General features: G+C 43.9%; 19 protein-coding genes. 13 read left to right on the top strand and 6 right to left on the bottom strand.

Annotation, left to right across the window (positions count from 1 at the left end; genetic code table 11):
* Window positions 1–28 precede the first annotated feature (28 nt).
* Together INE92_RS13890 and aroC are read right to left on the bottom strand one after the other, a co-directional pair.
* Entirely contained in the window at window positions 29–1,393 is a 1,365-nt protein-coding gene (locus tag INE92_RS13890; protein ID WP_004313575.1) for a dipeptidase, read from the bottom strand.
* Window positions 1,393–2,469: a chorismate synthase gene (gene aroC / locus INE92_RS13885; RefSeq protein WP_004313576.1), complete on the bottom strand. Its 1,077-nt coding sequence runs from the start codon at window positions 2,467–2,469 to the stop codon at window positions 1,393–1,395. Before aroC ends, INE92_RS13890 begins: the two co-directional genes overlap by 1 nt.
* A gap of 162 nt (window positions 2,470–2,631) precedes the next feature.
* On the opposite strand from aroC, the gene INE92_RS13880 reads away from it, so the two are divergent.
* Window positions 2,632–3,198 (top strand): calycin-like domain-containing protein, encoded by a 567-nt coding sequence (locus INE92_RS13880; protein WP_008024812.1) that lies wholly within the window; start codon window positions 2,632–2,634, stop codon window positions 3,196–3,198.
* A gap of 94 nt (window positions 3,199–3,292) precedes the next feature.
* Here INE92_RS13880 and INE92_RS13875 read toward each other — a convergent pair whose 3' ends face one another.
* Complete coding sequence (locus INE92_RS13875; RefSeq protein ID WP_015531431.1) at window positions 3,293–4,081, bottom strand: porin family protein; 789 nt, start codon at window positions 4,079–4,081, stop codon at window positions 3,293–3,295.
* Window positions 4,082–4,200: 119 nt separating this feature from the next.
* On the bottom strand, window positions 4,201–5,286 hold the full coding sequence (locus tag INE92_RS13870) for a PCMD domain-containing protein (protein ID WP_015531432.1): 1,086 nt from the start codon (window positions 5,284–5,286) through the stop codon (window positions 4,201–4,203).
* A gap of 133 nt (window positions 5,287–5,419) precedes the next feature.
* Between INE92_RS13870 and INE92_RS13865 the strand changes: the two genes are divergently transcribed.
* Both INE92_RS13865 and INE92_RS13860 read left to right on the top strand, forming a co-directional pair.
* Complete coding sequence (locus INE92_RS13865) at window positions 5,420–6,706, top strand: L-cysteine desulfidase family protein (protein WP_015531433.1); 1,287 nt, start codon at window positions 5,420–5,422, stop codon at window positions 6,704–6,706.
* A 135-nt stretch (window positions 6,707–6,841) separates the two neighbouring features.
* On the top strand, window positions 6,842–8,149 hold the full coding sequence (locus INE92_RS13860; protein ID WP_211421162.1) for an IS5 family transposase: 1,308 nt from the start codon (window positions 6,842–6,844) through the stop codon (window positions 8,147–8,149).
* Between the two features lie 111 nt (window positions 8,150–8,260).
* Here the strand turns inward: INE92_RS13860 and INE92_RS13855 are convergent, their stop codons facing one another.
* Window positions 8,261–8,839, bottom strand: a complete 579-nt coding sequence (locus INE92_RS13855; RefSeq protein WP_004313581.1) for an FKBP-type peptidyl-prolyl cis-trans isomerase — start codon at window positions 8,837–8,839, stop codon at window positions 8,261–8,263.
* A 481-nt stretch (window positions 8,840–9,320) separates the two neighbouring features.
* On the opposite strand from INE92_RS13855, the gene ilvD reads away from it, so the two are divergent.
* The 6 genes from ilvD to INE92_RS13825 all read left to right on the top strand — a co-directional run bounded on the left by ilvD (window position 9,321) and on the right by INE92_RS13825 (window position 17,556).
* A complete protein-coding gene (gene ilvD, locus INE92_RS13850; protein ID WP_015531434.1) occupies window positions 9,321–11,120 on the top strand; it encodes a dihydroxy-acid dehydratase in 1,800 nt (599 codons plus the stop codon).
* 114 nt (window positions 11,121–11,234) lie between these two features.
* Window positions 11,235–12,929 (top strand): biosynthetic-type acetolactate synthase large subunit, encoded by a 1,695-nt coding sequence (gene ilvB, locus INE92_RS13845; RefSeq protein WP_015531435.1) that lies wholly within the window; start codon window positions 11,235–11,237, stop codon window positions 12,927–12,929.
* 57 nt (window positions 12,930–12,986) lie between these two features.
* Window positions 12,987–13,544, top strand: coding sequence for an acetolactate synthase small subunit (gene ilvN, locus INE92_RS13840; protein WP_004299476.1), 558 nt, complete (start codon window positions 12,987–12,989; stop codon window positions 13,542–13,544).
* 5 nt (window positions 13,545–13,549) lie between these two features.
* On the top strand, window positions 13,550–14,293 hold the full coding sequence (locus tag INE92_RS13835) for an acyl-[acyl-carrier-protein] thioesterase (protein ID WP_004299477.1): 744 nt from the start codon (window positions 13,550–13,552) through the stop codon (window positions 14,291–14,293).
* 67 nt (window positions 14,294–14,360) lie between these two features.
* Complete coding sequence (gene ilvC, locus INE92_RS13830; RefSeq protein ID WP_004321861.1) at window positions 14,361–15,404, top strand: ketol-acid reductoisomerase; 1,044 nt, start codon at window positions 14,361–14,363, stop codon at window positions 15,402–15,404.
* 190 nt (window positions 15,405–15,594) lie between these two features.
* Window positions 15,595–17,556, top strand: a complete 1,962-nt coding sequence (locus INE92_RS13825; RefSeq protein ID WP_195436760.1) for an LruC domain-containing protein — start codon at window positions 15,595–15,597, stop codon at window positions 17,554–17,556.
* A 143-nt stretch (window positions 17,557–17,699) separates the two neighbouring features.
* On the opposite strand, the gene INE92_RS13820 is transcribed toward INE92_RS13825, so the two are convergent.
* A complete protein-coding gene (locus INE92_RS13820; protein WP_229097086.1) occupies window positions 17,700–19,637 on the bottom strand; it encodes an AAA domain-containing protein in 1,938 nt (645 codons plus the stop codon).
* 66 nt (window positions 19,638–19,703) lie between these two features.
* Between INE92_RS13820 and INE92_RS13815 the strand changes: the two genes are divergently transcribed.
* From INE92_RS13815 to INE92_RS13800, 4 genes are all read left to right on the top strand, one after another.
* Window positions 19,704–21,947: an aconitate hydratase gene (locus INE92_RS13815; protein ID WP_015531438.1), complete on the top strand. Its 2,244-nt coding sequence runs from the start codon at window positions 19,704–19,706 to the stop codon at window positions 21,945–21,947.
* A gap of 3 nt (window positions 21,948–21,950) precedes the next feature.
* Window positions 21,951–23,147 (top strand): NADP-dependent isocitrate dehydrogenase, encoded by a 1,197-nt coding sequence (gene icd / locus INE92_RS13810; RefSeq protein ID WP_008776293.1) that lies wholly within the window; start codon window positions 21,951–21,953, stop codon window positions 23,145–23,147.
* A gap of 20 nt (window positions 23,148–23,167) precedes the next feature.
* Window positions 23,168–24,511 carry a citrate/2-methylcitrate synthase gene (locus INE92_RS13805; RefSeq protein ID WP_004299485.1) on the top strand — a complete coding sequence of 448 codons (1,344 nt, stop codon included), beginning with the start codon at window positions 23,168–23,170 and terminating at the stop codon, window positions 24,509–24,511.
* Between the two features lie 193 nt (window positions 24,512–24,704).
* Window positions 24,705–25,466 carry a DUF1295 domain-containing protein gene (locus INE92_RS13800; RefSeq protein ID WP_009038754.1) on the top strand — a complete coding sequence of 254 codons (762 nt, stop codon included), beginning with the start codon at window positions 24,705–24,707 and terminating at the stop codon, window positions 25,464–25,466.

Genomic DNA, 25,466 nt, shown 5'->3' with positions numbered 1-25,466 from the left:
TTGTAATTAGACTTTTTGTCTGTCCGCTTTATCGTCTGGCATACTCCTGATGAAATTCAATGACTGCCTCTATCCCTTTACGGAAAATATCCAGTGAAAAGTTTTCGTTTGGTGAATGGATGGCGTCTGATTCCAAACCGAATCCCATCAATACAGTTTTGATTCCCAAGACTTGTTCAAAAGTAGAAATGATAGGAATACTACCACCACGGCGTACTGCCAGCGGTTTCTTTCCGAAAGCAATTTCAAAGCCTTTTTCGGCAGCCTGATAAGCAGAAAGCGAAATCGGGCATACGTATCCTTGTCCTCCATGCATTGGAGTCACTTTCACCTGAACAGTTTCCGGAGCAATGCTTGAAATATACTCTGCAAACATCTGCGAAATCTTATGATGATCCTGATGCGGAACTAATCGGCAGGAAACTTTGGCATACGCCTTTGAAGGAAGTACGGTTTTAGAACCTTCTCCCGTATATCCGCCCCAAATGCCACATACGTCAAAAGACGGACGACAGCTGTTACGTTCTAATGTGCTGTATCCTTTTTCTCCGAAAAGCTCTTTTACGCCGATTGCTTCTTTGTATTTCTTTTCGTCAAAAGGAATATGCGCAATCATTTCCCGTTCGGCTTGCGGAACTTCTTCCACATCGTCATAGAATCCGGGAACGGTAATCCGTCCGTCAGCATCCGTCACCTTGCTGATAATCTGGCAAAGTGTGTTGATGGGATTAGCCACCGCACCGCCGAAATGTCCGGAGTGTAAATCACGGTTCGGCCCAGTCACTTCTATTTCCCAATAAGCCAGTCCGCGAAGACCGGTTGTTAAAGACGGAAGTTCAGCTCCCAGCATACTCGTATCTGAGACAAGGATGACATCTGCCTTCAGCAACTCTTTGTGCTCTTCGCAGAAAGCTTCCAGGCTGGGTGAGCCTATTTCTTCTTCACCTTCGAAGATGAATTTTACATTATTCTTCAGCAATCCGTTTTTGACGAGATACTCGAACGCTTTCACCTGGATGAATGATTGTCCTTTGTCGTCATCTGCTCCACGCGCCCAGATATATCCGTTCCGTATTTCCGGTTCAAATGGTTGGCTCTTCCAAAGTTCCAGCGGTTCGGCCGGCATTACATCGTAATGAGCATAAACCAATACGGTCTTTGCGTCCGGGTCGACCATCTTTTGAGCGAAAACAATCGGATTGCCCTTTGAGGGCATCACCAATGCTTCGTCTGCTCCAGCTTCAAGTAACAACTGCGCCCAGCGTTCTGCACAAGCCAGCATATCATCGTGATGCTCCGGCAGAGCACTGATACTGGGGATACGGATGAGACTGAACAGGTCATTCATCATTTCCGGTTCGTGCGCTATTATGTATTTCTGAATTTCGTTCATTACAGTTGTGTCGTTTTATCCAGTAAGTAATAATCAAGTATAGTCATGGCGGCCATTGCTTCCACGATAGGCACGGCACGGGGCAGTACACAAGCGTCATGGCGTCCGCGTGCTTTCAGGGTGGTGTCGATACCATCAATGTTGACGGTTTCCTGTTCCATCAGCAACGTTGCAATCGGTTTGAATACTACACGGAAATAAATATCCTGACCATTACTCAATCCTCCCTGGATACCTCCGGAGTGGTTGGTATGTGTCTCGATGCGTCCGTTGTTATTATAGAAAACATCGTTCTGTTCGGAACCTTTCATTTTTAGTCCTTTGAATCCTTCGCCGTATTCGAATGCTTTGGCAGCATTGATGCTTAACATGGCGTTGCCCAAGGCAGCATGGAGTTTGCCGAAAACAGGTTGTCCAAGTCCGATGGGGCATCCCTTGATGACGCAGGTCAGTGTGCCGCCGATGGTGTCACCTTCTCCTTTCACCTTATATATAAGGTCTGCCATTTCTTTTGCTTTTTCCGGGTCTGGACAACGTACATCGTTTGTTTCTATTAAATCGAGGTCGTAATCCGAGTAAGTACCCTCCAGCTTGATAGGACCTACCTGTGAAGTGTAAGCTGTGATGCTGATGCCCAGTTGACGAAGCGCTAACTTAGCCAATGCACCGGCTACCACGCGCGAAATCGTTTCGCGTGCGGAAGAACGTCCGCCGCCACGGTGGTCACGGATTCCGTACTTCACTGTGTACGTGTAATCAGCGTGTGAAGGACGATATACATTTTTCAGATTGTTGTAGTCATTGGAGTGTTGGTTTTCATTCCAAACGATAAAACCAATAGGGCATCCGGTGGATTTCCCTTCAAAAATGCCTGAAAGAAACTCAACTTTATCAGCTTCTTTACGTGCAGTGGTAAGAATGGATTGTCCCGGACGGCGGCGATTAAGTTCTTGTTGTACAAATTCTTCGTCGATGACAATTCCTGCCGGAAATCCGTCAATCACTCCTCCAACTCCTTTTCCATGAGACTCACCGAAACTTGTGAGCCGAAAGATATTGCCAAATGAATTAAACATAGTTGTGGCTTTTTTAAAATTACTATATGCAAATATAACAAAGTTTTCGATAAGAAAGTTGTGAACTCGAAATATCTTCGAAAAAGGAAGCATATTGAACCTTTTTTCTTCTTTTTAGTTTATAAGGGACGAAATTTATTATAATAACTAAACCAAAGACGTATGAAAAAGAATCTATTGTATTTATTGGCATTGGTCTGCTCTCTTACTTTCTTCGCTGCTTGTAGCAGTGACGATGACGACAGTGATAACAAGAATAATGGGAATCCTCCTGAAGAGGAAGCTGCGATAACGGCTCCGGATGTAGTCGGAACGTATTGGGGAAATCTGGATATATCCATGATACCGGATGGTTCTGACCAGGAAATTGTCATAGGAGATGGAATAGAGAAGTTTATCACTCTCTCGCAGGTCAGCAATACGGAGGTGAAGATTGAACTGAAGGAGTTTGAACTGTTTATTAACCAACAGATCCTGAAATTTGGAGATATTGTTGTTGATAAGTGTGAAGTGAAGAAGGGAGAAGGGGTGTCTACGTTCACCGGACAGCAAGACCTTACGTTTGAGGGAAATGCCGCTGCTTTGGGTACCTGTCCTGTAACTGTTACGGGAACGGTAGAAGATGGAAATGCAGACATGACCATTAACGTGAAAGTGCCTACATTGCAACAGACTGTAAAAGTGACCTATTCCGGAGTGAAACAGGTGGCGGAGTCTGGTGGAAATTAATTCCTTATTCACCACAGATTACACAGATTAACACAGATTGATTTATAAGTCATAGACTATCAATATAAATAATCTGTGTAATCTGTGGTGAGACTTAAAATGCGTACCCAAAACCTATATTCAAATAGATGGGATACATTGCAAAAGTGATTGTATTAAAATCGCTTTTAAATATATCGTTCAATCCCCAGGTGAGATCAGCATATACATTGAGGTGTTTGAAAGCTCGCCATCCGGCTCCCGCCTGTAATCCCCACTGGAAATGTCTCAAGTCATCCGAGAAATCGTAGGTTGCAATTTTGTCGTCGGTAAATTCTACTTTCGGACCGGTGGGATCATCTTCCCGCAAATATCCTTCGTACACATGACCTGAAAATTCTCTTGAAAGCAGATACGAGAAATAAGGTCCGGCTTTGATGTTCCATCGGTTACTTAGTTTGTAGGTAGCCATTAGAGGTATAGTCAGTCCGGCGGTATGTACTTTGGTTTTCACTCCGCCCGTCCATACTCCGCTGATTCTTTCACCTCCTTGTCCGAGAATTTCCATATTGTAATTTTTTACGGTGGCTTCGGTGGTCATTGCTTTGTTTTCGAGCCGGAGTCCGACTATGATTCCGAGTTTGTTCTGAACGGCAATCCATTTGGTTACTTCGCCCCCTATGCTGATGGCTAGTGTCGGGTTATATCCGTCAATCGAACGGATTTCTACCGGAAGGGGAAGCGGGGCTGTGCCGCCAATGCTGAAACCTGCTTTAATCTCATATTCCAGTCCGTGAAGGGCGGAACGGATCAGTGTTTCATTTCGGTCTACCTGTGAATAGCCGGGGAGAGCTATTCCTATACAGGCTAGTAAACTGAATATATACGGATAGATTTTTATCATTATGATTGTTATAAAGTTATTTAATTCCGTTTGTTTGATAATGTGTACGTTTTGTATGAGTACATTGTTTGAGCGCATTATCAGCGTATTGCTATGGAAAATTCTTCTTCGAAATTCCGCTAATTTTCCGAGCGATAGATTAACTCTGCCTCGTCGATCAGTAATGTACTTCCGATTGCTCCGTTAAAATGATCTCCTTCCAGGCTTGAGGTGAACACGATGGCTATATTATATTTCCCATCCCTTAGCTTCTCCTTATCTATGAATTTTCCGGGGAGAGTGATGAAAGGAAGTTTAAAGTAAGTCCATTCGTTCGTTTCTTTGGCATTATTAATCCGTGCTGTTGAAATCAGGTTCGGACTGGTGAATGCATTCGTTCCGTCGAGAGTAGGAACAGATTCGCTGGTTTCGTACATGATGGCATATATGTCACAGATATCCCGTTTCCCGTTCACAGGTTTTCCTCCTTCTGTAAACTGATCTCCTGCTTTGTATTTATAATAACCAGCCAGATAAGTGGGTACATGCCGGAAAGGGAGGCCGAATTTAGTTGCTTTCAGAGGATTGCTCATAGCGTTATTCACATCGAAAGAGCCGATAAACAGATTTCCTGCCGCAATAGGCATTCCTGCTAGCTGACCGAAGAATCCGGTACTGCGTGTCACTAAGGAGAGGCATTTGCCGGCTTTTCCGTCTGTTATTTGGAAAGTGGGATAATCATCGGCTGTTTTAGCTACTCCGGTCATGGCATAACCCGCATTTCCGCTGGCCCATTCCATGACGACCTTATCTCCTTCGCGTTCCACAAATATATAGTACTTCTTTCCGCCCAGTGTATCTTCGAAATTATAGTTCGTGGCAAGTTCCGTGTCGATCACTGATACGGTATACATTTTCTTCCAAACACCATCGGCAGCTGTGACAGTATATTCCTGTGGGGTATTGAAGTTTCGTTCCGTGCCGCTAAGCGGACTGATCGCAGCTCCCGGAGTCAGTGTAAATTCAGGCTTGAGTTCTGAAATATCAGTTCCCGGACCAACAAAGATAGTTATGGAATTATTGTTAATAATAGGACTGGTTGTCATGGCTACTCCCGGTAGTATACAACTTAATATGTCTGCTTCTGCATTGAGAGCTTCTTCGCGGATACATGAAGAGGAAACAATAGCTAGTAGCAAATAAACAACTATGTGTTTTGCTTTCATTTTTCTATCAATTCTTTCTGTTAAAGTTTGGTGTATGGGAGGTTTTATAACAATATGAGATTTTATTTGTTCATTATAGAATGTTGGAAAAGAAAGAATTTCCTATTTTTGTGGAACCAAAACTTATAAGTCCATGACTGAATCAGAAAGAAGGCAAATTATAGAATTGATTAAGAAGGAGGTCATTCCGGCTATCGGATGTACGGAACCTATCGCAGTAGCGCTTTGTGTAGCTAAAGCTGCCGAAACACTGGGAGCGAAACCGGAAAAGATAGAAGTCCTGTTAAGTGCTAATATATTAAAGAATGCCATGGGAGTCGGAATACCGGGAACGGGTATGGTCGGGCTTCCCATAGCGGTTGCTTTGGGTGCGTTGATTGGCAAATCAGATTATCAGTTGGAGGTATTGAGGGATTGTACGCCGGAAGCGGTGGAGCAGGGAAAACAATTCATCGCAGAAAAACGGATTTGTATTTCTCTAAAAGAAGATATTACGGAAAAGCTGTATATCGAAGTGATTTGTAAAACGGAAGATAAAACGGCTAAAGCCATCATTGCCGGTGGACATACTACCTTTATATATATAGCCAAAAATGAACAAACGTTGCTCGACAAGCAACAGACAGTCAGCGAGGAAGAGGAAGAGGCTTCGCCCGAACTAAACTTGCGTAAAGTATATGACTTTGCACTGACTGCTCCGCTGGATGAAATCCGTTTCATCCTTGACACAGCCCGTTTGAACAAAGCTGCTGCCGAGCAAGCCTTTAAAGGTAACTACGGACATTCTTTAGGGAAAATGCTTCGGGGAACTTATGAGCATAAAGTGATGGGGGATAGCGTGTTTTCTCATATCCTTTCTTATACGTCGGCTGCCTGTGACGCCCGTATGGCCGGTGCTATGATTCCTGTAATGAGTAATTCCGGCAGTGGTAATCAGGGGATATCCGCTACACTTCCTGTCGTTGTCTTTGCAGAAGAAAACGGAAAAAGTGAAGAAGAACAGATCCGTGCTTTAATGCTAAGCCATCTCACTGTTATATATATCAAACAAAGTTTGGGACGTCTGTCTGCTTTGTGTGGTTGTGTGGTAGCTGCCACAGGTTCCAGTTGTGGAATCACCTGGTTAATGGGAGGAAACTACAATCAAGTTGCCTTCGCTGTTCAAAACATGATTGCCAATTTGACAGGAATGATTTGTGACGGTGCAAAACCGAGTTGTGCCTTGAAGGTAACCACCGGAGTTTCGACAGCCGTACTGTCTGCCATGATGGCAATGGAAGACCGTTGTGTGACTTCCGTAGAAGGAATTATAGATGAAGATGTAGACCAAAGTATCCGTAACCTGACAAGAATCGGCTCGCAAGCCATGAACGAAACGGATAAAATGGTACTTGACATCATGACGCACAAAGGATGCTGATTTTAAGTATTAGGTATTAAGTAGTCGCCCCTTAGAATGTGCTTTTACGCCTAATAATCAACATATTAATATATAAATTGCTTTGATATATCTGCAAGTTTTTGTATCTTTATGGTTGAAAACTTGCAGATTATTATGATAAACAAGCCCCCCCCTCAGCCCTCCTTGTTCAGCTCTTTGACAGACCAGCTGAATCCCAGGCATCCCTTATACCTGCTTGCCAATAAGATAGACTGGCGCCGTTTTGAAGAAGCTTTCTCCCCGCTATACTGTGCCGTCAACGGTCGTCCGGCCAAACCCATCCGCCTGATGTGCGGACTTCTGATTCTTAAGCACGTGCGTAACCTGTCCGATGAATCGGTTGTTGAACAATGGAGCGAGAATGCTTATTACCAGTACTTTTGCGGTATGTTGGAATTCACGCCTTCCTATCCCTGCAATGCAAGCGAACTGGTACACTTCCGTAAGCGTGTCGGAGAAAATGGCATGGAACTGATTCTGTCAGAAAGTATCCGCGTCAATCAGGAGGACGACGGCCCGGACCATCACTGCACGGCCTTCATCGATTCCACGGTACAGGAAAAGAACGTGACTTATCCCACGGATGCGAAGTTGCATAAAAAGATAGTCCGCAAAGTGTTGTCTGTCGTAAAATCCTTAGGGCTTCCTTTGCGCCAGAGCTATACCTTTGTCCTCAAGAAGATCTACCGTGACCAGCGTTTCCGTAACCACCCCAAGAACCGTGGCAAGGCCCTGAAAGCGGACAAGCGGCTGCGCACCATTGCGGGAAGGCTTGTCAGGGAACTGAGGCGCAACCTGAAAGAAAACCACGGCTACGACTCCCTGCTCGACCTCTTTGAGCGGGTGCTTTCACAGAAGCGCAATTCTCCCGGGAAAATCTATTCCCTGCATGAACCGGAGGTGCAGTGTATCAGCAAGGGGAAAGAACATAAGAAATACGAGTTCGGCAACAAGGTTTCAATCGTCCGCTCAATTACCGGTGTCATACTGGGTGCCAAGTCTTTCCGGAATGAATATGACGGGCATACCATTGAAGAATCCCTCAGGCAGGTGGAACGCATTACCGGAAAGAAGATCAGGAAGTTGGCCGGGGACAGGGGGTACAGAGGAAAGAAAGAGGTGGGCGGCACCGGGATACTGATACCCGATGTTCCAAACAGGAAAGACAGTTATTACACACGCAAGAAGAAACATAAGCTATTCTGCAAGCGTGCAGGAATAGAGCCGACTATCGGGCATTTGAAATCAGACTTTCGTTTAGGACGCAACTTTTATAAAGGTGTGTTCGGGGATGTTGTCAATCTGCTCTTAGCCGCAGCAGCGTACAACTTCAAAAGAGCCATGAGGGTTCTTTGGCTACTTGTTGAAAAAATCTGCGGGACACTGTTTTCTTGCAATATCCCGCAGATGAGTACTTTTTAAGGGATGACTAAGTATTAGGTATTAGCCGGAATGACGGCATAAAAAAAGTATTAAGTATTAAAACTCCGGCTATATCCGCACGGAATTAATACTTAATACTTTATACTTCAATTAATGACAGTGTCCGCCTTCGCAACCGCAGTCGTCGCCACAGCCATCACCGCAGCTGTCGCATCCGCAACCGCAACCACCTTCGCCACTCATCATTTTCACCAATTCCTGGATTTCTTCGTTGGTAGCAGGACGGCTTTCCAGTATTTCACCTTCGAAAATCAGGTCGGCACCAGCCAACGGGTGATTGAGGTCAACTACTACAACATCCGGTTTGATTTCTACTACGCTGGCATTTACGCGTTGACCGTCACCAGTCATCAAAGGTACGATGTTACCTTCTTTAATACGTTCGCTGTCAAACTTGCCATCTATTTCAAAAATATTTTTGGGGAGGTCAATAACGTGTTGTTCGTCATATTGTCCGTAAGCCTTATCTGCCGGAATGGTAAAATCAAATTTATCACCTTTAGAAAGAGCAGTTATCTGATTTTCGAAATCTTCGAGTGTTGTTCCTAATCCTGAAATGAATTGAAAGGGATGTTCTGCTTTTGCTTCTTCGAACAACTCTTTTTCACCATCTTCCATTGTATATAGTTTGTATGCAACGGTAATGTACTTGTTTTCTACTGTTTCCATCTGATCTTTTTTGTTTCTGATTAATAATTCCCGTAAATACGGGTCTACAAAGATACGAATTATTTGCTTGTACTCCGGTATAGGGAGGGTAAATTTCAGATTATTAAGTGCTTTTGTCAGAAAAAGAAAGTGAGGTGCGCAGTTAGATAATAGTTGTAAATTCAACCTTTAAGTGATAAAATAGAGAAATAATACCTCTCTTTTCTTACAATTATTCGCTTTTAAGTGATTTTTTTCTTCGATTTGTTTGGATATAATAAAAAAGCCCTTACCTTTGCAGCACGAAAATAAAGAAAAGAAGATATGAATATGTTACATACATCTATTAACCTAGCAGTCCTGCATATTATTCGCGTCGTGGTGGTCCCATCAAGAGCGTGAGAAAGGTTTTTGTGTTGTATGTGTTCGTACCATAAAAGATAGAATTTAGAGCCTTTCTCACTTGTGTGAGGAAGGCTCTTTAATTAAAAGATAGATTGAAATGAAAAAGCAATTACGCAGTTCGTTTAGTACACAAGGCCGTCGGATGGCGGGAGCCCGTGCGTTATGGGCAGCCAACGGCATGAAGAAGAATCAGATGGGTAAACCCATTATTGCTATCGTCAATTCGTTCACCCAGTTTGTTCCGGGACATGTGCATCTGCATGAAATCGGTCAGCTGGTGAAGGCAGAGATTGAGAAGCTGGGATGCTTCGCTGCGGAATTCAATACAATAGCTATCGACGACGGTATAGCAATGGGACATGATGGTATGCTTTACTCGCTTCCTTCACGTGACATCATTGCAGACAGTGTAGAATATATGGTTAATGCGCACAAGGCAGATGCAATGATATGTATCAGCAATTGCGATAAGATTACTCCCGGAATGTTGATGGCGGCTATGCGTTTGAATATTCCTGCCGTATTTGTATCGGGCGGTCCGATGGAAGCCGGAGAATGGAATGGTCAGCACCTGGATTTGATCGACGCGATGATTAAATCGGCTGATGAAAGTGTCAGCGATCAGGAAGTAGCGAATATCGAGCAAAATGCTTGTCCTACTTGCGGATGTTGTTCCGGTATGTTTACCGCCAATTCAATGAACTGCCTGAATGAAGCAATCGGACTGGCTCTTCCCGGAAACGGAACCATCGTAGCTACACACGAGAATCGTACGCAGCTTTTCAAAGATGCAGCAGAACTGATCGTAAAAAATGCAAAGTTATATTATGAAGAAGGAGACGAAAGTGTGCTTCCTCGTAGCATTGCTACCCGTCAGGCTTTCTTGAATGCCATGACGCTGGATATAGCAATGGGTGGTTCTACTAATACAGTTCTTCACCTGTTGGCTATTGCTCATGAAGCAGAGGTAGATTTCAAGATGGATGATATCGATATGCTTTCCCGCAAGGCTCCTTGTCTCTGCAAGGTGGCTCCCAATACACAGAAATATCATATTCAGGATGTAAACCGTGCCGGTGGTATTATTGCTATCATGGATGAACTGGCAAAAGGCGGTCTGATAGATACATCTGTTCGACGGGTAGACGGAATGTCATTGGCGGAAGCTATTAATGAATATTCAATCACCAGCCCGAATGTAAGCGAAAAGGCAATTAAAAAATATTCGAGTGCAGCCGGAAATAGATTCAATCTCGTACTTGGTTCACAGGGCATGTACTATAAGGAATTGGATAAAGACCGTGCAAACGGATGTATCCGTGATTTGGAACATGCTTATAGCAAAGACGGTGGATTGGCCGTATTGAAAGGCAATATTGCCCAAGACGGTTGTGTGGTAAAAACAGCAGGTGTAGACGAAAGTATCTGGAAATTTACCGGACCTGCCAAAGTATTTGATTCGCAAGAAGCAGCCTGTGAAGGCATCCTCGGAGGCCGAGTCGTCAGTGGCGATGTAGTCGTCATTACGCACGAAGGTCCGAAGGGTGGTCCCGGTATGCAGGAAATGCTTTATCCTACCTCTTATATCAAATCTCGTCATCTCGGAAAAGAATGTGCTTTGATTACCGACGGACGTTTCAGTGGTGGAACTTCCGGATTGAGTATCGGACATATTTCTCCTGAAGCGGCAGCTGGAGGCAATATCGGAAAAATTGTAGACGGAGACATTATCGAAATCGATATTCCGGCCCGGAAGATTAACGTGCGACTGACGGATGAAGAACTGGCGGCCCGTCCGATGACTCCTGTCACTCGTGACCGTTATGTACCGAAGAGCCTGAAGGCGTATGCCAGCATGGTAAGCTCTGCCGATAAGGGAGCAGTGAGAATTATATAATATAGTTGATAGGTAATAGTTAGCTGCGCAGCACTTAGCGCAATGATTGTAAACCATTCATTTTCAACTGTCATTTCTCAACTATCATTTATCATTTATCAACTATCAACTAATATGAAAGATTTAATAACAGGTGCAGAGGCTTTGATGCGCTCCTTGGAACATCAGGGAGTGACTACCATCTTTGGTTACCCCGGTGGTTCTATTATGCCGGTATTCGATGCCTTGTACGATCATCAAAATATATTGAACCATATCTTGGTTCGTCACGAGCAGGGAGCCGCCCATGCCGCACAAGGTTATGCCCGTGTATCGGGTGATGTAGGTGTTTGCCTGGTGACGAGTGGTCCCGGAGCAACCAATACGGTAACAGGCATTGCGGATGCGATGATCGATAGTACGCCTATCGTGGTGATTGCCGGACAGGTGGGAACAGGCTTTCTTGGGACGGATGCTTTTCAGGAAGTTGACTTGGTAGGTATCACCCAGCCAATCACTAAATGGAGTTATCAGATTCGCCGTGCGGAAGATGTAGCCTGGGCGGTAGCACGTGCGTTTTACATTGCCCGTAGTGGTCGTCCGGGTCCGGTGGTATTGGACTTTGCCAAAAATGCGCAAGTAGAGAAAACGAAATACGAACCGACGAAAGTCGATTTTATCCGTAGTTATGTTCCTGTTCCCGATACGGACGAGGAGACTGTACAGGCTGCTGCCGAACTGATTAATAACGCTGAACGTCCGCTTGTATTGGTTGGACAAGGTGTTGAACTGGGAAATGCACAGAGCGAATTGCGCGAGTTTATCGAAAAAGCGGATATGCCTGCGGGTTGTACGCTGCTCGGACTTTCGGCTTTGCCGACAGAACATCCGTTGAATAAAGGTATGTTGGGTATGCACGGCAATCTGGGACCGAATATCAATACCAATAAATGCGATGTGCTGATTGCTGTTGGTATGCGTTTTGACGACCGTGTGACCGGTAATTTGGCTACTTATGCCAAACAGGCAAAAGTGATTCATTTTGATATCGATCCTGCGGAAGTTAATAAGAATGTAAAGGTAGATGTAGCTGTATTGGGAGATTGCAAGGAAACACTGGCTTCTGTGACGAAACTTCTGAAAAAGAACACTCATACCGAATGGATTGATAGCTTCAAAGAATATGAGAAAGTGGAGGAGGAAAAAGTAATCCGTCCTGAACTTCATCCTGCCACAAACTCTTTGAGTATGGGGGAAGTGGTACGTGCGGTTAGTGATGCTACTCACCATGAAGCTGTTTTGGTAACAGATGTAGGTCAAAATCAGATGATATCTGCACGCTACTTTAAATATACGAAAGAACGCAGTATCATTACTTCCGGAGGACTTGGAACAATGGGCTTCGGGCTTCCCGCAGCTATCGGGGCAACTTTCGGAGCACCGGAACGTACCGTATGCGTATTTATGGGAGATGGCGGACTGCAAATGAATATTCAGGAACTGGGTACGATTATGGAGCAGAAGGCTCCGGTGAAGATTATCTGCTTGAACAATAATTACCTCGGAAACGTACGTCAGTGGCAAGCTATGTTTTTCAACCGTCGCTATTCGTTTACCCCGATGTTGAATCCGGATTATATGAAAGTGGCCTCGGCTTATGATATTCCTTCCAAGCGTGTTTTCACTCGTGAAGAACTGAAGGAAGCTATTGCTGAAATGCTGGCAACGGACGGTCCGTTCCTGCTCGAAGCTTGCGTGGTGAAAGAAGGCAATGTTTTGCCGATGACTCCTCCGGGTGGTTCGGTAAACCAGATGTTGCTGGAGTGCTAGGAGAAGTTGAGAGTTGAGAATGGAGAGTTGAGAGTTCGCATTTAAAAAATTAGAGTTATGAGTGATAAAACGTTATATACAATCATTGTTCATTCGGAGAATATAGCCGGGTTGCTGAATCAGGTAACTGCTGTATTTACCCGTCGGCAAATAAATATTGAGAGTCTGAATGTATCTGCTTCTTCTATTAAAGGTGTACATAAGTATACAATAACAGCCTGGACTGATAAGGACATCATTGAGAAGGTAGTGAAACAGATCGAAAAGAAGATCGACGTGATTCAGGCACATTATTTCACAGAGGATGAGATTTATTTCCACGAGATTGCATTATATAAGGTGTCTACTCCTGCTTTTCAGGAGAATCCGGAAGCATCCAAGCTGATTCGTAGATACAATGCACGTATAGTGGAAGTCAATCCGGTATTTTCTATTGTCGAGAAAAATGGAATGAGCGAAGATATAACTTCGCTCTATGGTGAACTGAAGGCTTTGAATTGTGTTTTGCAGTTTGTTCGTTCAGGACGTGTAGCGATTACTACCAGCTGTTTTGAACGGGTGAATGAGTTTCTCGATGGACGGGAAGCTATGTATAACCAAAGTAAAAACCAATAAGAATAATGAGTGAAGAAAATAGAATAGGGACTTATCAGTTTGTGGCAGAACCGTTCCATGTTGACTTCAACGGACGTCTGACTATGGGGGTACTGGGAAATCATCTACTGAATTGTGCAGGTTTTCACGCCAATGACCGTGGTTTTGGTATTGCAACGCTGAATGAGGACAATTATACATGGGTGCTTTCACGTCTGGCTATTGAGTTGGATGAAATGCCTTATCAGTATGAGAATTTCTCGGTTCAGACGTGGGTGGAAAATGTCTACCGTTTGTTTACGGACCGTAATTTTGCTATTATTGATAAGGATGGGAAGAAGATTGGCTACGCACGTTCCGTATGGGCAATGATTAATCTTAATACCCGCAAGCCTGCCGACTTGTTGACTTTGCATGGGGGAAGTATCGTAAACTATGTCTGTGATGAGCCTTGCCCGATTGAAAAGCCTTCACGTATCAAAGTGACAAGCGATCAGTCGATAGCTACCCTGACGGCAAAGTACAGTGATATAGATATCAATGGTCATGTAAACAGCATCCGTTACATCGAACATATCCTTGATTTGTTCCCGATTGAATTGTATAAGACCAAACGTATCCGTCGTTTTGAAATGGCGTATGTGGCGGAAAGCTATTTTGGTGATGAACTCTCTTTCTTCTGCGATGAAGTGAATGCAAACGAGTTTCACGTAGAAGTGAAGAAGAATGGCAACGAAGTTGTTTGCCGCTCGAAAGTGATATTTGAATAAATGTGAGAATATAAAATCAATTAATAACAGATGGCGTAAGTCATCAAAAACTAAAAACAAAAAGAAAATGGCACAGTTGAATTTTGGAGGTACTACTGAAACTGTAGTAATCCGTGACGAATTTCCATTGGAAAAAGCTCGTGAAGTATTGAAAAATGAAACAATCGCTGTAATCGGTTATGGCGTACAGGGTCCTGGACAGGCACTGAACTTGCGTGATAACGGTTTCAATGTAATCGTTGGTCAACGTGAAGGAAAAACATACGATAAGGCAGTAGCAGACGGATGGGTTCCGGGTGAAACTTTGTTCGGTATCGAAGAAGCTTGTGAGAGAGGTACTATTGTAATGTGTCTGTTGTCTGACGCAGCAGTAATGTCAGTATGGCCTACTATCAAGCCTTACCTGACTGCCGGAAAAGCTCTTTATTTCTCACACGGTTTTGCTATCACTTGGAACGACCGTACAGGTGTAGTTCCTCCTGCTGATATCGACGTTATCATGGTTGCTCCTAAAGGTTCGGGTACATCTTTGCGTACTATGTTCCTCGAAGGACGCGGCTTGAACTCTTCTTATGCTATCTATCAGGATGCTACAGGCAAGGCTTACGAAAGAACCATCGCACTGGGTATTGGTATCGGTTCCGGTTATCTGTTCGAAACAACTTTCCAACGTGAGGCTACTTCTGACCTGACAGGTGAACGTGGTTCATTGATGGGGGCTATCCAAGGTTTGTTGCTGGCACAGTACGAAGTATTGCGTGAAAACGGTCATAGTCCTTCTGAAGCATTCAATGAAACAGTGGAAGAACTGACACAGTCATTGATGCCGTTGTTCGCAAAGAACGGTATGGACTGGATGTACGCTAACTGCTCTACTACTGCTCAACGTGGTGCTCTCGATTGGATGGGCCCATTCCACGATGCTATCAAACCGGTAGTTGAAAAGTTGTATAACAGTGTGAAGACTGGTAACGAAGCACAGATTTCTATCGACAGTAATTCACAACCTGATTATCGTGAAAAGTTAAACGAGGAGCTCCGTCAATTACGCGAAAGCGAAATGTGGCAGACTGCTGTAACTGTTCGTAAACTTCGTCCGGAGAATAATTAATTAGACCAGATTATACAAGTTTTAAAAGAAGGAGAGGGCTTTTTGCTTTCTCCTTTTTTATTAATAAGATATTTAAAAATGGGTAGGTGAAGCTTGCAGAAACTTTTTTTTGAAAAATATATCAATAATGTGATTAAAATATGCAAGTTTATGTTTATATTTGCACTATCAAATAAAATGAACGAGAAGTATGATGTGTTTTAACTTACCCCAGAGAATGATTAACATTGCTAAATTAGCATGTGTTATCAGTGTTGTTTCTGTTGCTTTCTCAAGCTGTTTACAGAAAGATGTATATGATCCTGCTAATTCAGGAGATAAAGAAGAAGTTACTTTAGATAACTATTTCGACTTTGCCACTACTAAAAATATTCAATTGAATATTGATTATGGAAAGGAATGTCCTAGGGCTTATTTTGAAGTTTATGCTGAAAATCCGCTTTCTTATGTGGCAGAAGGCGGTCAGATTATAAAGAAAGCAGGGGTGTCACACATTGCAACCGGATTTACAGATATACAAGGACGTTATATCAAACCGGCTTCTTTCCCGACAGCAGTTTCAGAAGTTTATATTTATTCTCCGGATTTTGGTGTGCCGACTTTGTATAAAACTAAAGTTGTCGGTTCGGATGTCAGCGCAAAAATAACCTTTGAGAATGCTCTTGATGTTACTCCTGTGGATTCATCAACGAGAAGTGCACAAACAAGGGCTGCGGTGAAATTTATTACAGATGTAATCCCGAACGTATTAGGAACTTGGAATGCAAATTCAGGTAAGCCTGACTATTTGGATGCTTCTAAGAAGATCAACGTGGATGCAACTCTCAAGAGTTATATAACGACATATTTTCCGGAAGGAAAGAATAACGTAGGACCTTTAGTTACTGATAATGCTGATATTCTGATAAAAGAAGATGCAAATGTCGTTATTAACTATTTGGGGGGAGACACAGGGGCGAAAAGTGTATTTGCTTATTATTGCTATCCGAAAGATGCTTCTATTGATGAAATAAGGAAGGCAACAAAGCATGCATGTGTCATATTTCCTAACGCACATGGAAATAGTTTAGGTTATTATAGTGGGGTTGCGGTTAATTTAAAATATATAAATGAGACTGGTAATTTCCCTCAAAAGGACCCGGAACGTATTCCGGCAAATACAAAGATTGGTTTCTTGATATGGAATAATGGCTGGGTAAATGCCAAGGCTAATGGGAATATGTTCTACTCAACCAAATCTTTGAATAGTGACAAAATTTCTCACACTGCAATTTTTGCAGCAAAAAATAAAGCAGGTGATAGAGTGAATGTTATCACTATGGAAGACTGGAAAAACGGTGAAAATGACTATAATGATGTTGCTTTCGTTATCTCTTCTAATCCTATTGCTGCTATTGAAGTTCCGGATGTTCCTAATCCGGGTGATCGACAAGGAACAGAAATGTATTCTGGAGTGCTTGGCTTTGAAGATAACTGGCCGGAACAAGGAGATTATGACTTGAATGATGTAGTCATGAAATATCAGTCAAGCGTTGATTATAATATAGATAATAAGGTTCTTAATATTATTGATAAGTTCACCTTGGCTTGGACGGGAGCTAATTATAAGAACTCGTTTGCTTATGAAGTTCCTTTCGATTTGAGTAAAGCTTCTAAAGTAACGGTTAATGGTAGTGAAGCTTCTTCCTATTCAGGTAATGTGATAACATTATTCAAGGATGCTAAAGCTGAATTGGGAGTATCCAATGTGAATGCGGAGGATATGATTAATCAGAATATTCAAGAGAAGACATATACGGTATCCATACAATTTAATAATCCTACTCTTGATAAACCAGTGGTGGTAGCTCCTTATAATCCTTTTATAAAAGTATTCAACTCTGCCACAGAAGTCCATCTGACAGATCATAAGCCGACGACTGGTGCGAATAATCGTTTCCCTTCCGGAGCTGATATTTCTCGTGGTGATGTAGATGGTACCTATTTCATTTGCAAAGATGGTTTTCCGTTTGCAATTCATGTAGATGCTCGTTTGGACGCTTCTATTTTGAATTTAGATCTTAAAAAGGAGAATCAGCGCATTGATAAAACATATCCTAAATTTGCAGAATGGGCAAAAACGCGCGATCCGCAAATAAAATGGTGGAAATAGTTGGAGTGCATTGGAATAATCGACTATCTTTGAGGGTGAAAAATTAAGAATAGTACTGATGTAAAATATTGTTTGTTTTGTTTGTGTTAAAAAAAGTGTGGTTTCGGGAGAAAGTGTGCTTTGTTAAAAGGAGGATTAAGTATTTAATCCTCCTTTTTAATGAATAACATCAATCTTTTATAGAAAGGATGTTTGGTAAGGGTGGAGGCATCTCCTAATATAACAAGCTTCATTCGTGCCCTTGTAATCGCTACATTCATTCTTCGCAAATCATTCAGGAATCCAATCTGTCCATCCTCGTTGGCACGTACAAGACTGATGAAAATGACATCTCGCTCCTGTCCCTGAAAACCGTCTACCGTGTTTACGGTGATGAGGCTGCGGAAAGGACGTAAAAAGCTGCTCCCTTTGATCTTTCCCCTCAAATATTGCACTTGCGCCTTGTAGGGTGAAATCAGACCGAAATCAATTCTTTCATCCAGTATCCGTTCTTTGCCGATACGTTCGATGTAAGTTTCCAGTTCTTGCAGTAGTAGGTTGGCTTCCTGCTTATTGATGCGTCCGAAACTTTCGCCTACAAAGTCTTCGTGAAAGTCCATCTCTGAAGTGTCGATCCAGTTCATGGGAGTGTCGAAATCAAGAATCCCCCGATAGCGTACTTCCGGAGCAGCTTCCAGTTCTCCATGATAAAACCAGTCAGAGGGAAACTGCATGATGGCTTCATGCATTCTGTACTGTACTTTTAATAGAGAGACCGCGGAAGGTTTTTGCTGAACTACTTTTTCCATTAATGTATGATCCAATCCTCCACAGGAGGCTTCTATACATTTGATAGTCGGCGGAAGTTGACAATGATCTCCTGCAAGGATGACCCGGTCTGCTTTGCGGATAGCAATCCAGCAGGCAGCTTCGAGGGCTTGTGCAGCTTCGTCAATGAATAAAGTCGAAAAACGACGTCCGTTGAGCAGGCGGTGGTTGCTGCTGACTAGGGTAGAAGCAATCACGCGGGCACTGTCGAAAAGATCGGCATTGATTTGTATTTCCAACTCCGTGGCGCGGTCGCGGAGACGACTCATGCGATTACGCATTCCTTCCCGTTCAGAATAACTACCCCGGCGCATCCGGCTACCCATTTCGCGGATAGATTTACGAATTCCCCAAAGCTCCGGATAGGCAGGATGACTTTCAAACCGGCGTTCGTAGGTGGATGAAAGCATTTTGTCGTTGACCCGGGTTGGATTTCCAATGCGGAGCACGGGGACTCCCCGATCTACCAGTTTCTCACAAATCCAGTCGACAGCTGTGTTGCTTTGCGCACAAACAAGCACTTGTGGTTCCCGATGCAATGTTTCGTAAATCGCTTCGACAAGAGTCGTTGTCTTTCCGGTTCCCGGAGGACCGTGAACAATAGATACGTCACACGTACATAGCACCTTGTTGACTGCTGTTTCCTGTGTACTGTTCAGCCATGGGAAGCGGACAGGATATAATTCGCGGAATCCCGGCTTTTGGGTACCCAACAAAATGTCACGCAGTTCCGCCAGGCGGTTGTCCTTGGCACGTATCGTGTCTTCCAGTGCTTCGAACATGGCCCGGTACGATGTTTCGTCAAAATAAAGTTGTACCCCCAGTATACCGTCAGTTTGCAGTTCCGCTAAAGCTCCTGCTCCGGGGAGTACAACGACCATTCGTTCTTCGTCGGCAAAGCTGACGGTAGCGATGAAATCCATATACTTCACTTTTCCTTCGAATGACTGGTGGAAAAAGCAAACAGGGCGGCCGAAGTCAAAGGAATGCTCTATTTCTTTATTTTCGGTCCGTGTAATATCTATTACAAGCTGATTCAGCGAATTGTAGTAACTTCGGCCAAGAGAGACAGGATACCAGCAGAGACCGCGCTTCACTTTACGGGCAACGCCCATTGTTTCGGTCTGCCGCTTAAATTCTTCCTTCTCATATTCATACTCCATCCGCAGGAGGAGTTGCTGCTGCTGAAGGTCTATAATGGGACTTTTCGGATTATTACTCATAATAGGCGCAAAGGTAACAAATCTTCGTTCCGGGTAGAAAAAATATTTCATTTTGTTAAACATTACTCGAACGTCGTTCGTTATTTTAATAGATAGACTAAAAAAACAAAAAGCAATATGGTATATGATGTGACTATGTTAGAAGCTTTCTACGCTGCTTATAAAGGAAAGGTAGAACACGTACGGGCTATACTGAAACGCCCTTTGACATTGGCCGAGAAGATTTTGTATGCTCATCTGTATGATGTAGCCGATTTGAAAGATTACAAACGGGGGGAGGATTATGTGAATTTCCGTCCCGACCGTGTGGCTATGCAGGATGCAACTGCGCAGATGGCTTTGCTTCAATTTATGAATGCAGGTAAGGATCAGGTGGCTGTGCCTTCGACAGTGCATTGCGATCACTTGATACAGGCGTATAAAGGTGCAAAGGCGGATATTGCTACGGCAAGACTGACTAATGAAGAAGTATACGATTTCCTCCGTGATGTATCTTCCCGTTATGGCATTGGCTTCTGGAAACCGGGAGCAGGAATTATCCATCAGGTAGTGCTCGAAAACTATGCTTTCCCCGGTGGTATGATGGTGGGAACAGACTCTCATACGCCTAATGCAGGCGGACTGGGCATGGTGGCTATCGGTGTCGGTGGCGCGGATGCTGTGGATGTGATGACAGGAATGGAATGGGAGCTGAAAATGCCGAAGATTATTGGTGTTCGTCTGACCGGAAAACTGAGCGGTTGGACTTCTCCGAAAGACGTGATTCTGAAGCTGGCCGGCATCCTTACCGTAAAAGGAGGAACGAATGCTATTATCGAATATTTTGGTCCCGGAACCGAATCCCTTTCTGCTACCGGGAAAGCTACCATTTGCAATATGGGTGCCGAAGTTGGAGCTACTACCTCTTTATTCCCCTTTGACGGGCGCATGGCTACTTATTTGAGAGCTACCGGAAGAGATTGTGTAGTCGATTGGGCTGAATCTGTTGATGCAGATCTTCGTGCAGACGACATTGTGACCGACGAACCATCCAACTATTACGATCGTGTAATTGAAATAGACTTGTCAGAACTCGAACCTTATATAAACGGGCCGTTTACACCGGATGCCGCTACTCCTATCTCTGAATTTGCAGAAAAAGTGTTATTGAACGGCTACCCTCGTAAAATGGAGGTGGGCTTGATAGGTTCATGTACCAATTCTTCTTATCAGGATTTGAGCCGTGCAGCTTCTCTGGCAAAGCAGGTGACAGAAAAGAATTTGAGCGTCGCTTCTCCGCTGATCGTCAATCCGGGTTCGGAGCAAATTCGGGCTACTGCCGAAAGAGACGGTATGATTGAAGCTTTTGAACGGCTGGGAGCCACGATTATGGCAAATGCCTGTGGACCTTGTATCGGTCAGTGGAAACGTCAGACGGACGATCCGACACGAAAAAACTCAATCGTCACCTCTTTCAATCGTAATTTTGCCAAACGCGCTGACGGTAATCCCAACACATACGCGTTTGTAGCTTCTCCGGAACTAACGATGGCGTTAACAATAGCCGGTGATCTCTGTTTCAACCCGTTGAAAGACAGACTGGTGAATCATAACGGAGAAAAAGTGAAACTCTCCGAGCCTGTAGGAGATGAACTTCCTTTGAAAGGTTTTGAACAGGGAAATGAGGGATATATTGCCCCGCACGGAGCAAAAACGGAAATCAGGGTAAAACCGGATTCCCAACGTCTCCAGCTTCTGACTCCTTTCCCGGCATGGGACGGACAGGACTTGCTGAACATGCCTTTATTGATTAAAGCACAGGGAAAATGTACTACCGACCATATCTCTATGGCAGGTCCGTGGCTCCGCTTCCGTGGACATTTGGAGAATATTTCCGACAATATGCTGATGGGGGCTGTCAATGCTTTCAATGGTGAAATGAACCGTGTTTGGAATCGTTCGACAAATACTTATGGAACAGTTTCCGGTACGGCAAAGATGTATAAATCCGAAGGTATTCCGTCTATTGTTGTTGCCGAAGAGAATTATGGAGAAGGTTCCAGCCGTGAACATGCAGCCATGGAACCACGCTTCCTCAATGTACGTGTCATTTTGGCTAAGAGTTTTGCCCGTATCCACGAAACAAATCTGAAAAAACAAGGAATGCTTGCTCTTACTTTTGTAGATAAAGCAGACTATGATAAAATTCGGGAACACGATCTTCTGTCCGTATCAGGCTTAGTCCATTTCGCACCGGGGCGCAATTTGACGATTGTTCTTCATCACGAAGACGGAACGAAAGAAAGTTTTGAAGTGCAACATACCTATAATGAACAGCAGATAGCTTGGTTCCGTGCCGGTTCTGCCTTAAATGCAAGATAAAAAATGAGCAAAATAACCATGCAAACAGATGGTACGCTGTTGGTACCCGATGTGCCTACCGTACCTTATATTACCGGCGATGGAGTAGGAGCCGAAGTGACTCCTGCCATGCAAGCCGTAGTGGACGCAGCTATCCGGAAAGCATACGGTGGCAAACGTCGTATCGAATGGAAAGAAGTGTTAGCGGGAGAACGTGCCTTCAACGCGACTGGTTCCTGGTTGCCGGATGAAACAATGGAAACCTTTCAGGAATACCTGGTAGGAATCAAAGGTCCGTTGACAACTCCTGTCGGAGGTGGAATCCGTTCGTTGAACGTAGCACTGCGTCAGACACTTGATTTATACGTCTGTCTTCGTCCGGTTCGTTGGTATCAGGGAGTACAGTCGCCTGTCAAATCACCGGAGAAAGTGAACATGTGTGTGTTCCGTGAAAATACGGAAGATATTTATGCAGGTATCGAATGGGAAGCCGGAACTCCGGAGGCTGAAAAGTTCTATCAATTCTTGAAAGACGAAATGGGCGTGACAAAAGTCCGTTTCCCGGAAACCTCTTCTTTCGGTGTGAAACCTGTATCATGTGAGGGCACGGAGCGTCTTGTGCGTGCTGCCTGCCAGTATGCGCTCGACCATCATTTGCCTTCCGTAACACTGGTGCATAAAGGGAATATCATGAAGTTTACCGAAGGTGGTTTCAAAAAATGGGGCTACGAACTGGCGCAACGTGAATTTGGCGATGCTTTGGCAGATGGCAGACTGGTGATAAAAGATTGCATTGCGGATGCTTTCTTACAAAATACACTCCTGATTCCCGAAGAATATTCCGTGATAGCCACCTTAAACCTCAACGGAGACTATGTTTCTGACCAACTGGCGGCTATGGTAGGCGGTATCGGTATCGCTCCGGGAGCAAATATCAACTACCAGACAGGTCATGCCATCTTTGAAGCGACTCACGGAACAGCCCCCAATATTGCGGGAAAAGATGTGGTGAACCCTTGTTCTATTATCCTTTCGGCAGTAATGATGCTCGAATATTTTGACTGGAAAGAAGCGGCTGCTCTGATAGAGAAAGCCTTGGAACAAAGCTTCCTGGACGCTCGCGCTACACACGATTTAGCCCGTTTTATGCCGAATGGAACCTCCCTCTCTACTTCCGCTTTCACTCGTGAGATCGTGGAAAGAATTGAAAAACAAAAGTAACGAATAAAAAACGAAGAAAGATGAAAAAAGAGTACTTGATTTACAAGCTTTCCGAGGAAATGAAGGAAGCTACCCGGATTGATACAGAATTGTTCTCCAAGTTTGATGTGAAGCGCGGATTACGTAATGAAGATGGCACAGGTGTATTGGTAGGTTTAACCAGAATCGGTAATGTAGTAGGATATGAACGTGTTCCGGGTGGTGGACTGAAACCCATACCGGGAAAACTGTTCTATCGCGGTTATGATGTAGAAGATATTTCTCACGCTATAATCAAAGAGAAACGCTTTGGCTTCGAAGAAGTGGCTTACCTATTGCTTTCCGGACGTCTGCCGGATAAAGAAGAATTGCTTTCTTTCCGTGAGTTGATTAACGACAATATGCCGTTGGAACAGAAAACGAAAATGAACATCATCGAGTTGGAAGGAAACAACATCATGAATATTCTTTCACGCAGTGTATTGGAAATGTATCGTTTTGACGCAAATGCGGATGATACCTCCCGGGATAACCTGATGCGTCAGAGTATTGAACTGATTTCAAAGTTCCCTACTATCATCGCTTATGCTTATAATATGCTTCGTCATGCTACTTTCGGACGTTCTCTGCATATCCGCCATCCGCAGGAAAAGCTATCTATTGCCGAAAATTTCCTGTATATGCTGAAAAAAGACTATACCGAACTGGATGCACGCACCCTCGATTTGTTATTGATTCTTCAGGCAGAGCACGGTGGTGGTAATAACTCCACTTTCACCGTTCGCGTAACTTCTTCTACCGGAACAGATACTTATTCGGCCATCGCCGCTGGTATCGGTTCGCTGAAAGGCCCGCTTCACGGAGGTGCCAATATTCAGGTTGCCGACATGTTCCAGCACCTGAAGGAAAATATCAAAGACTGGACAAGTGTAGATGAGATAGACACTTATTACACCCGAATGTTGAACAAAGAAGTGTATAACAAAACCGGATTGATCTATGGTATCGGACATGCCGTTTATACCATCTCCGACCCTCGTGCTCTTCTATTGAAAGAACTGGCTCGCGACCTTGCCCGTGAAAAAGGCAGAGAAAGCGAATTTGCTTTCCTCGAACTGTTGGAAGAACGTGCCATAGCTACTTTCGGACGGGTTAAAAACAACGGAAAGACAGTGTCCAGCAATATCGATTTCTATTCGGGCTTCGTGTATGAAATGATCGGTTTGCCGCAGGAAATCTTCACTCCACTGTTTGCCATGGCACGTATCGTAGGCTGGTGTGCACACCGCAATGAAGAATTAACCTTCGACGGTAAACGGATTATCCGCCCGGCTTATAAAAATGTACTTGATGATTTGGCTTATATCCCAATTAAGAAACGCTGATAAGAACAAATCCTTTTATTAAATAGATAAGTAATCCCGGATGTGTGCCCGATCATTTCAGACGCGCATCCGGGAAATTTTATATTTTCTCCTTTTTTATGTTCGTAAAAGAATGTACTTCAGATTCTTTCTATTTTTTGTATCGTCGTTTATCTCATTTTTGTTATTTTTGCGTGTTACAAAATAGATCGGTATGAGTATAGATACTTTTAATCTGTTTCTGGGGGTGATGAGCCTGATTGCTTTGTTTGTTTTTATCGCCCTTTACTTTGTGAAAGCCGGATATGGTATTTTCCGCACAGCATCGTGGGGAGTAGCTATCTCCAATAAACTAGCCTGGATATTGATGGAAGCTCCGGTTTTCATGGTGATGTGCGTGATGTGGATCTACTCCGAACGTCGGTTCGAGCCGGTGATTTTCACTTTCTTCCTCTTCTTTCAAATTCACTATTTTCAGCGTGCTTTCATCTTCCCTTTGCTATTGAAAGGAAAAAGTAAGATGCCGCTGGCAATCATGTCGATGGGAGTTCTTTTTAATCTGCTGAATGGTTATATGCAAGGGAAATGGATTTTCTATCTTGCTCCCGAAACGATGTATCAATCCGGCTGGTTCACTTCACCGTGGTTTATTATCGGCACACTGCTCTTTTTCGCAGGTATGCTGTTGAACTGGCAGTCGGATTATATCATCCGTCATTTGCGCAAACCGGGAGACACCCGGCATTATCTGCCTCAAAAAGGAATGTACCGTTATGTCACTTCCGCCAACTATTTCGGTGAAATAGTAGAATGGGCAGGTTGGGCGATACTCACTTGTTCACTTTCCGGCCTAGTCTTCCTTTGGTGGACGATTGCTAACCTTGTTCCCCGTGCCAACGCTATTTGGTGCCGTTACCGCGAAGAATTCGGAGACGCAGTGGGAGAACGGAAACGAGTGTTCCCTTTCCTTTATTAG

This window comes from Bacteroides xylanisolvens (assembly GCF_018289135.1).
Classification (GTDB): Bacteria; Bacteroidota; Bacteroidia; order Bacteroidales; family Bacteroidaceae; genus Bacteroides; species Bacteroides xylanisolvens.
This window is presented reverse-complemented; position numbering and strand designations above follow the sequence as displayed.

Excerpts from the sequence above, each read along its gene's own strand:
- INE92_RS13825 (WP_195436760.1), top strand. The coding sequence starts at position 15,595 with ATGATGTGTTTTAACTTACCCCAGAGAATGATTAACATTGCTAAATTA.
- icd (WP_008776293.1), top strand. The coding sequence starts at position 21,951 with ATGAGCAAAATAACCATGCAAACAGATGGTACGCTGTTGGTACCCGAT.
- INE92_RS13800 (WP_009038754.1), top strand. The coding sequence starts at position 24,705 with ATGAGTATAGATACTTTTAATCTGTTTCTGGGGGTGATGAGCCTGATT.
- aroC (WP_004313576.1), bottom strand. The coding sequence starts at position 2,469 with ATGTTTAATTCATTTGGCAATATCTTTCGGCTCACAAGTTTCGGTGAG.
- INE92_RS13870 (WP_015531432.1), bottom strand. The coding sequence starts at position 5,286 with ATGAAAGCAAAACACATAGTTGTTTATTTGCTACTAGCTATTGTTTCC.
- ilvC (WP_004321861.1), top strand. The coding sequence starts at position 14,361 with ATGGCACAGTTGAATTTTGGAGGTACTACTGAAACTGTAGTAATCCGT.
- ilvD (WP_015531434.1), top strand. The coding sequence starts at position 9,321 with ATGAAAAAGCAATTACGCAGTTCGTTTAGTACACAAGGCCGTCGGATG.
- INE92_RS13880 (WP_008024812.1), top strand. The coding sequence starts at position 2,632 with ATGAAAAAGAATCTATTGTATTTATTGGCATTGGTCTGCTCTCTTACT.
- INE92_RS13820 (WP_229097086.1), bottom strand. The coding sequence starts at position 19,637 with ATGAAATATTTTTTCTACCCGGAACGAAGATTTGTTACCTTTGCGCCT.
- INE92_RS13805 (WP_004299485.1), top strand. The coding sequence starts at position 23,168 with ATGAAAAAAGAGTACTTGATTTACAAGCTTTCCGAGGAAATGAAGGAA.
- INE92_RS13875 (WP_015531431.1), bottom strand. The coding sequence starts at position 4,081 with ATGATAAAAATCTATCCGTATATATTCAGTTTACTAGCCTGTATAGGA.
- INE92_RS13855 (WP_004313581.1), bottom strand. The coding sequence starts at position 8,839 with ATGGAAACAGTAGAAAACAAGTACATTACCGTTGCATACAAACTATAT.
- INE92_RS13860 (WP_211421162.1), top strand. The coding sequence starts at position 6,842 with ATGATAAACAAGCCCCCCCCTCAGCCCTCCTTGTTCAGCTCTTTGACA.
- INE92_RS13890 (WP_004313575.1), bottom strand. The coding sequence starts at position 1,393 with ATGAACGAAATTCAGAAATACATAATAGCGCACGAACCGGAAATGATG.
- ilvN (WP_004299476.1), top strand. The coding sequence starts at position 12,987 with ATGAGTGATAAAACGTTATATACAATCATTGTTCATTCGGAGAATATA.
- INE92_RS13865 (WP_015531433.1), top strand. The coding sequence starts at position 5,420 with ATGACTGAATCAGAAAGAAGGCAAATTATAGAATTGATTAAGAAGGAG.
- INE92_RS13815 (WP_015531438.1), top strand. The coding sequence starts at position 19,704 with ATGGTATATGATGTGACTATGTTAGAAGCTTTCTACGCTGCTTATAAA.
- ilvB (WP_015531435.1), top strand. The coding sequence starts at position 11,235 with ATGAAAGATTTAATAACAGGTGCAGAGGCTTTGATGCGCTCCTTGGAA.
- INE92_RS13835 (WP_004299477.1), top strand. The coding sequence starts at position 13,550 with ATGAGTGAAGAAAATAGAATAGGGACTTATCAGTTTGTGGCAGAACCG.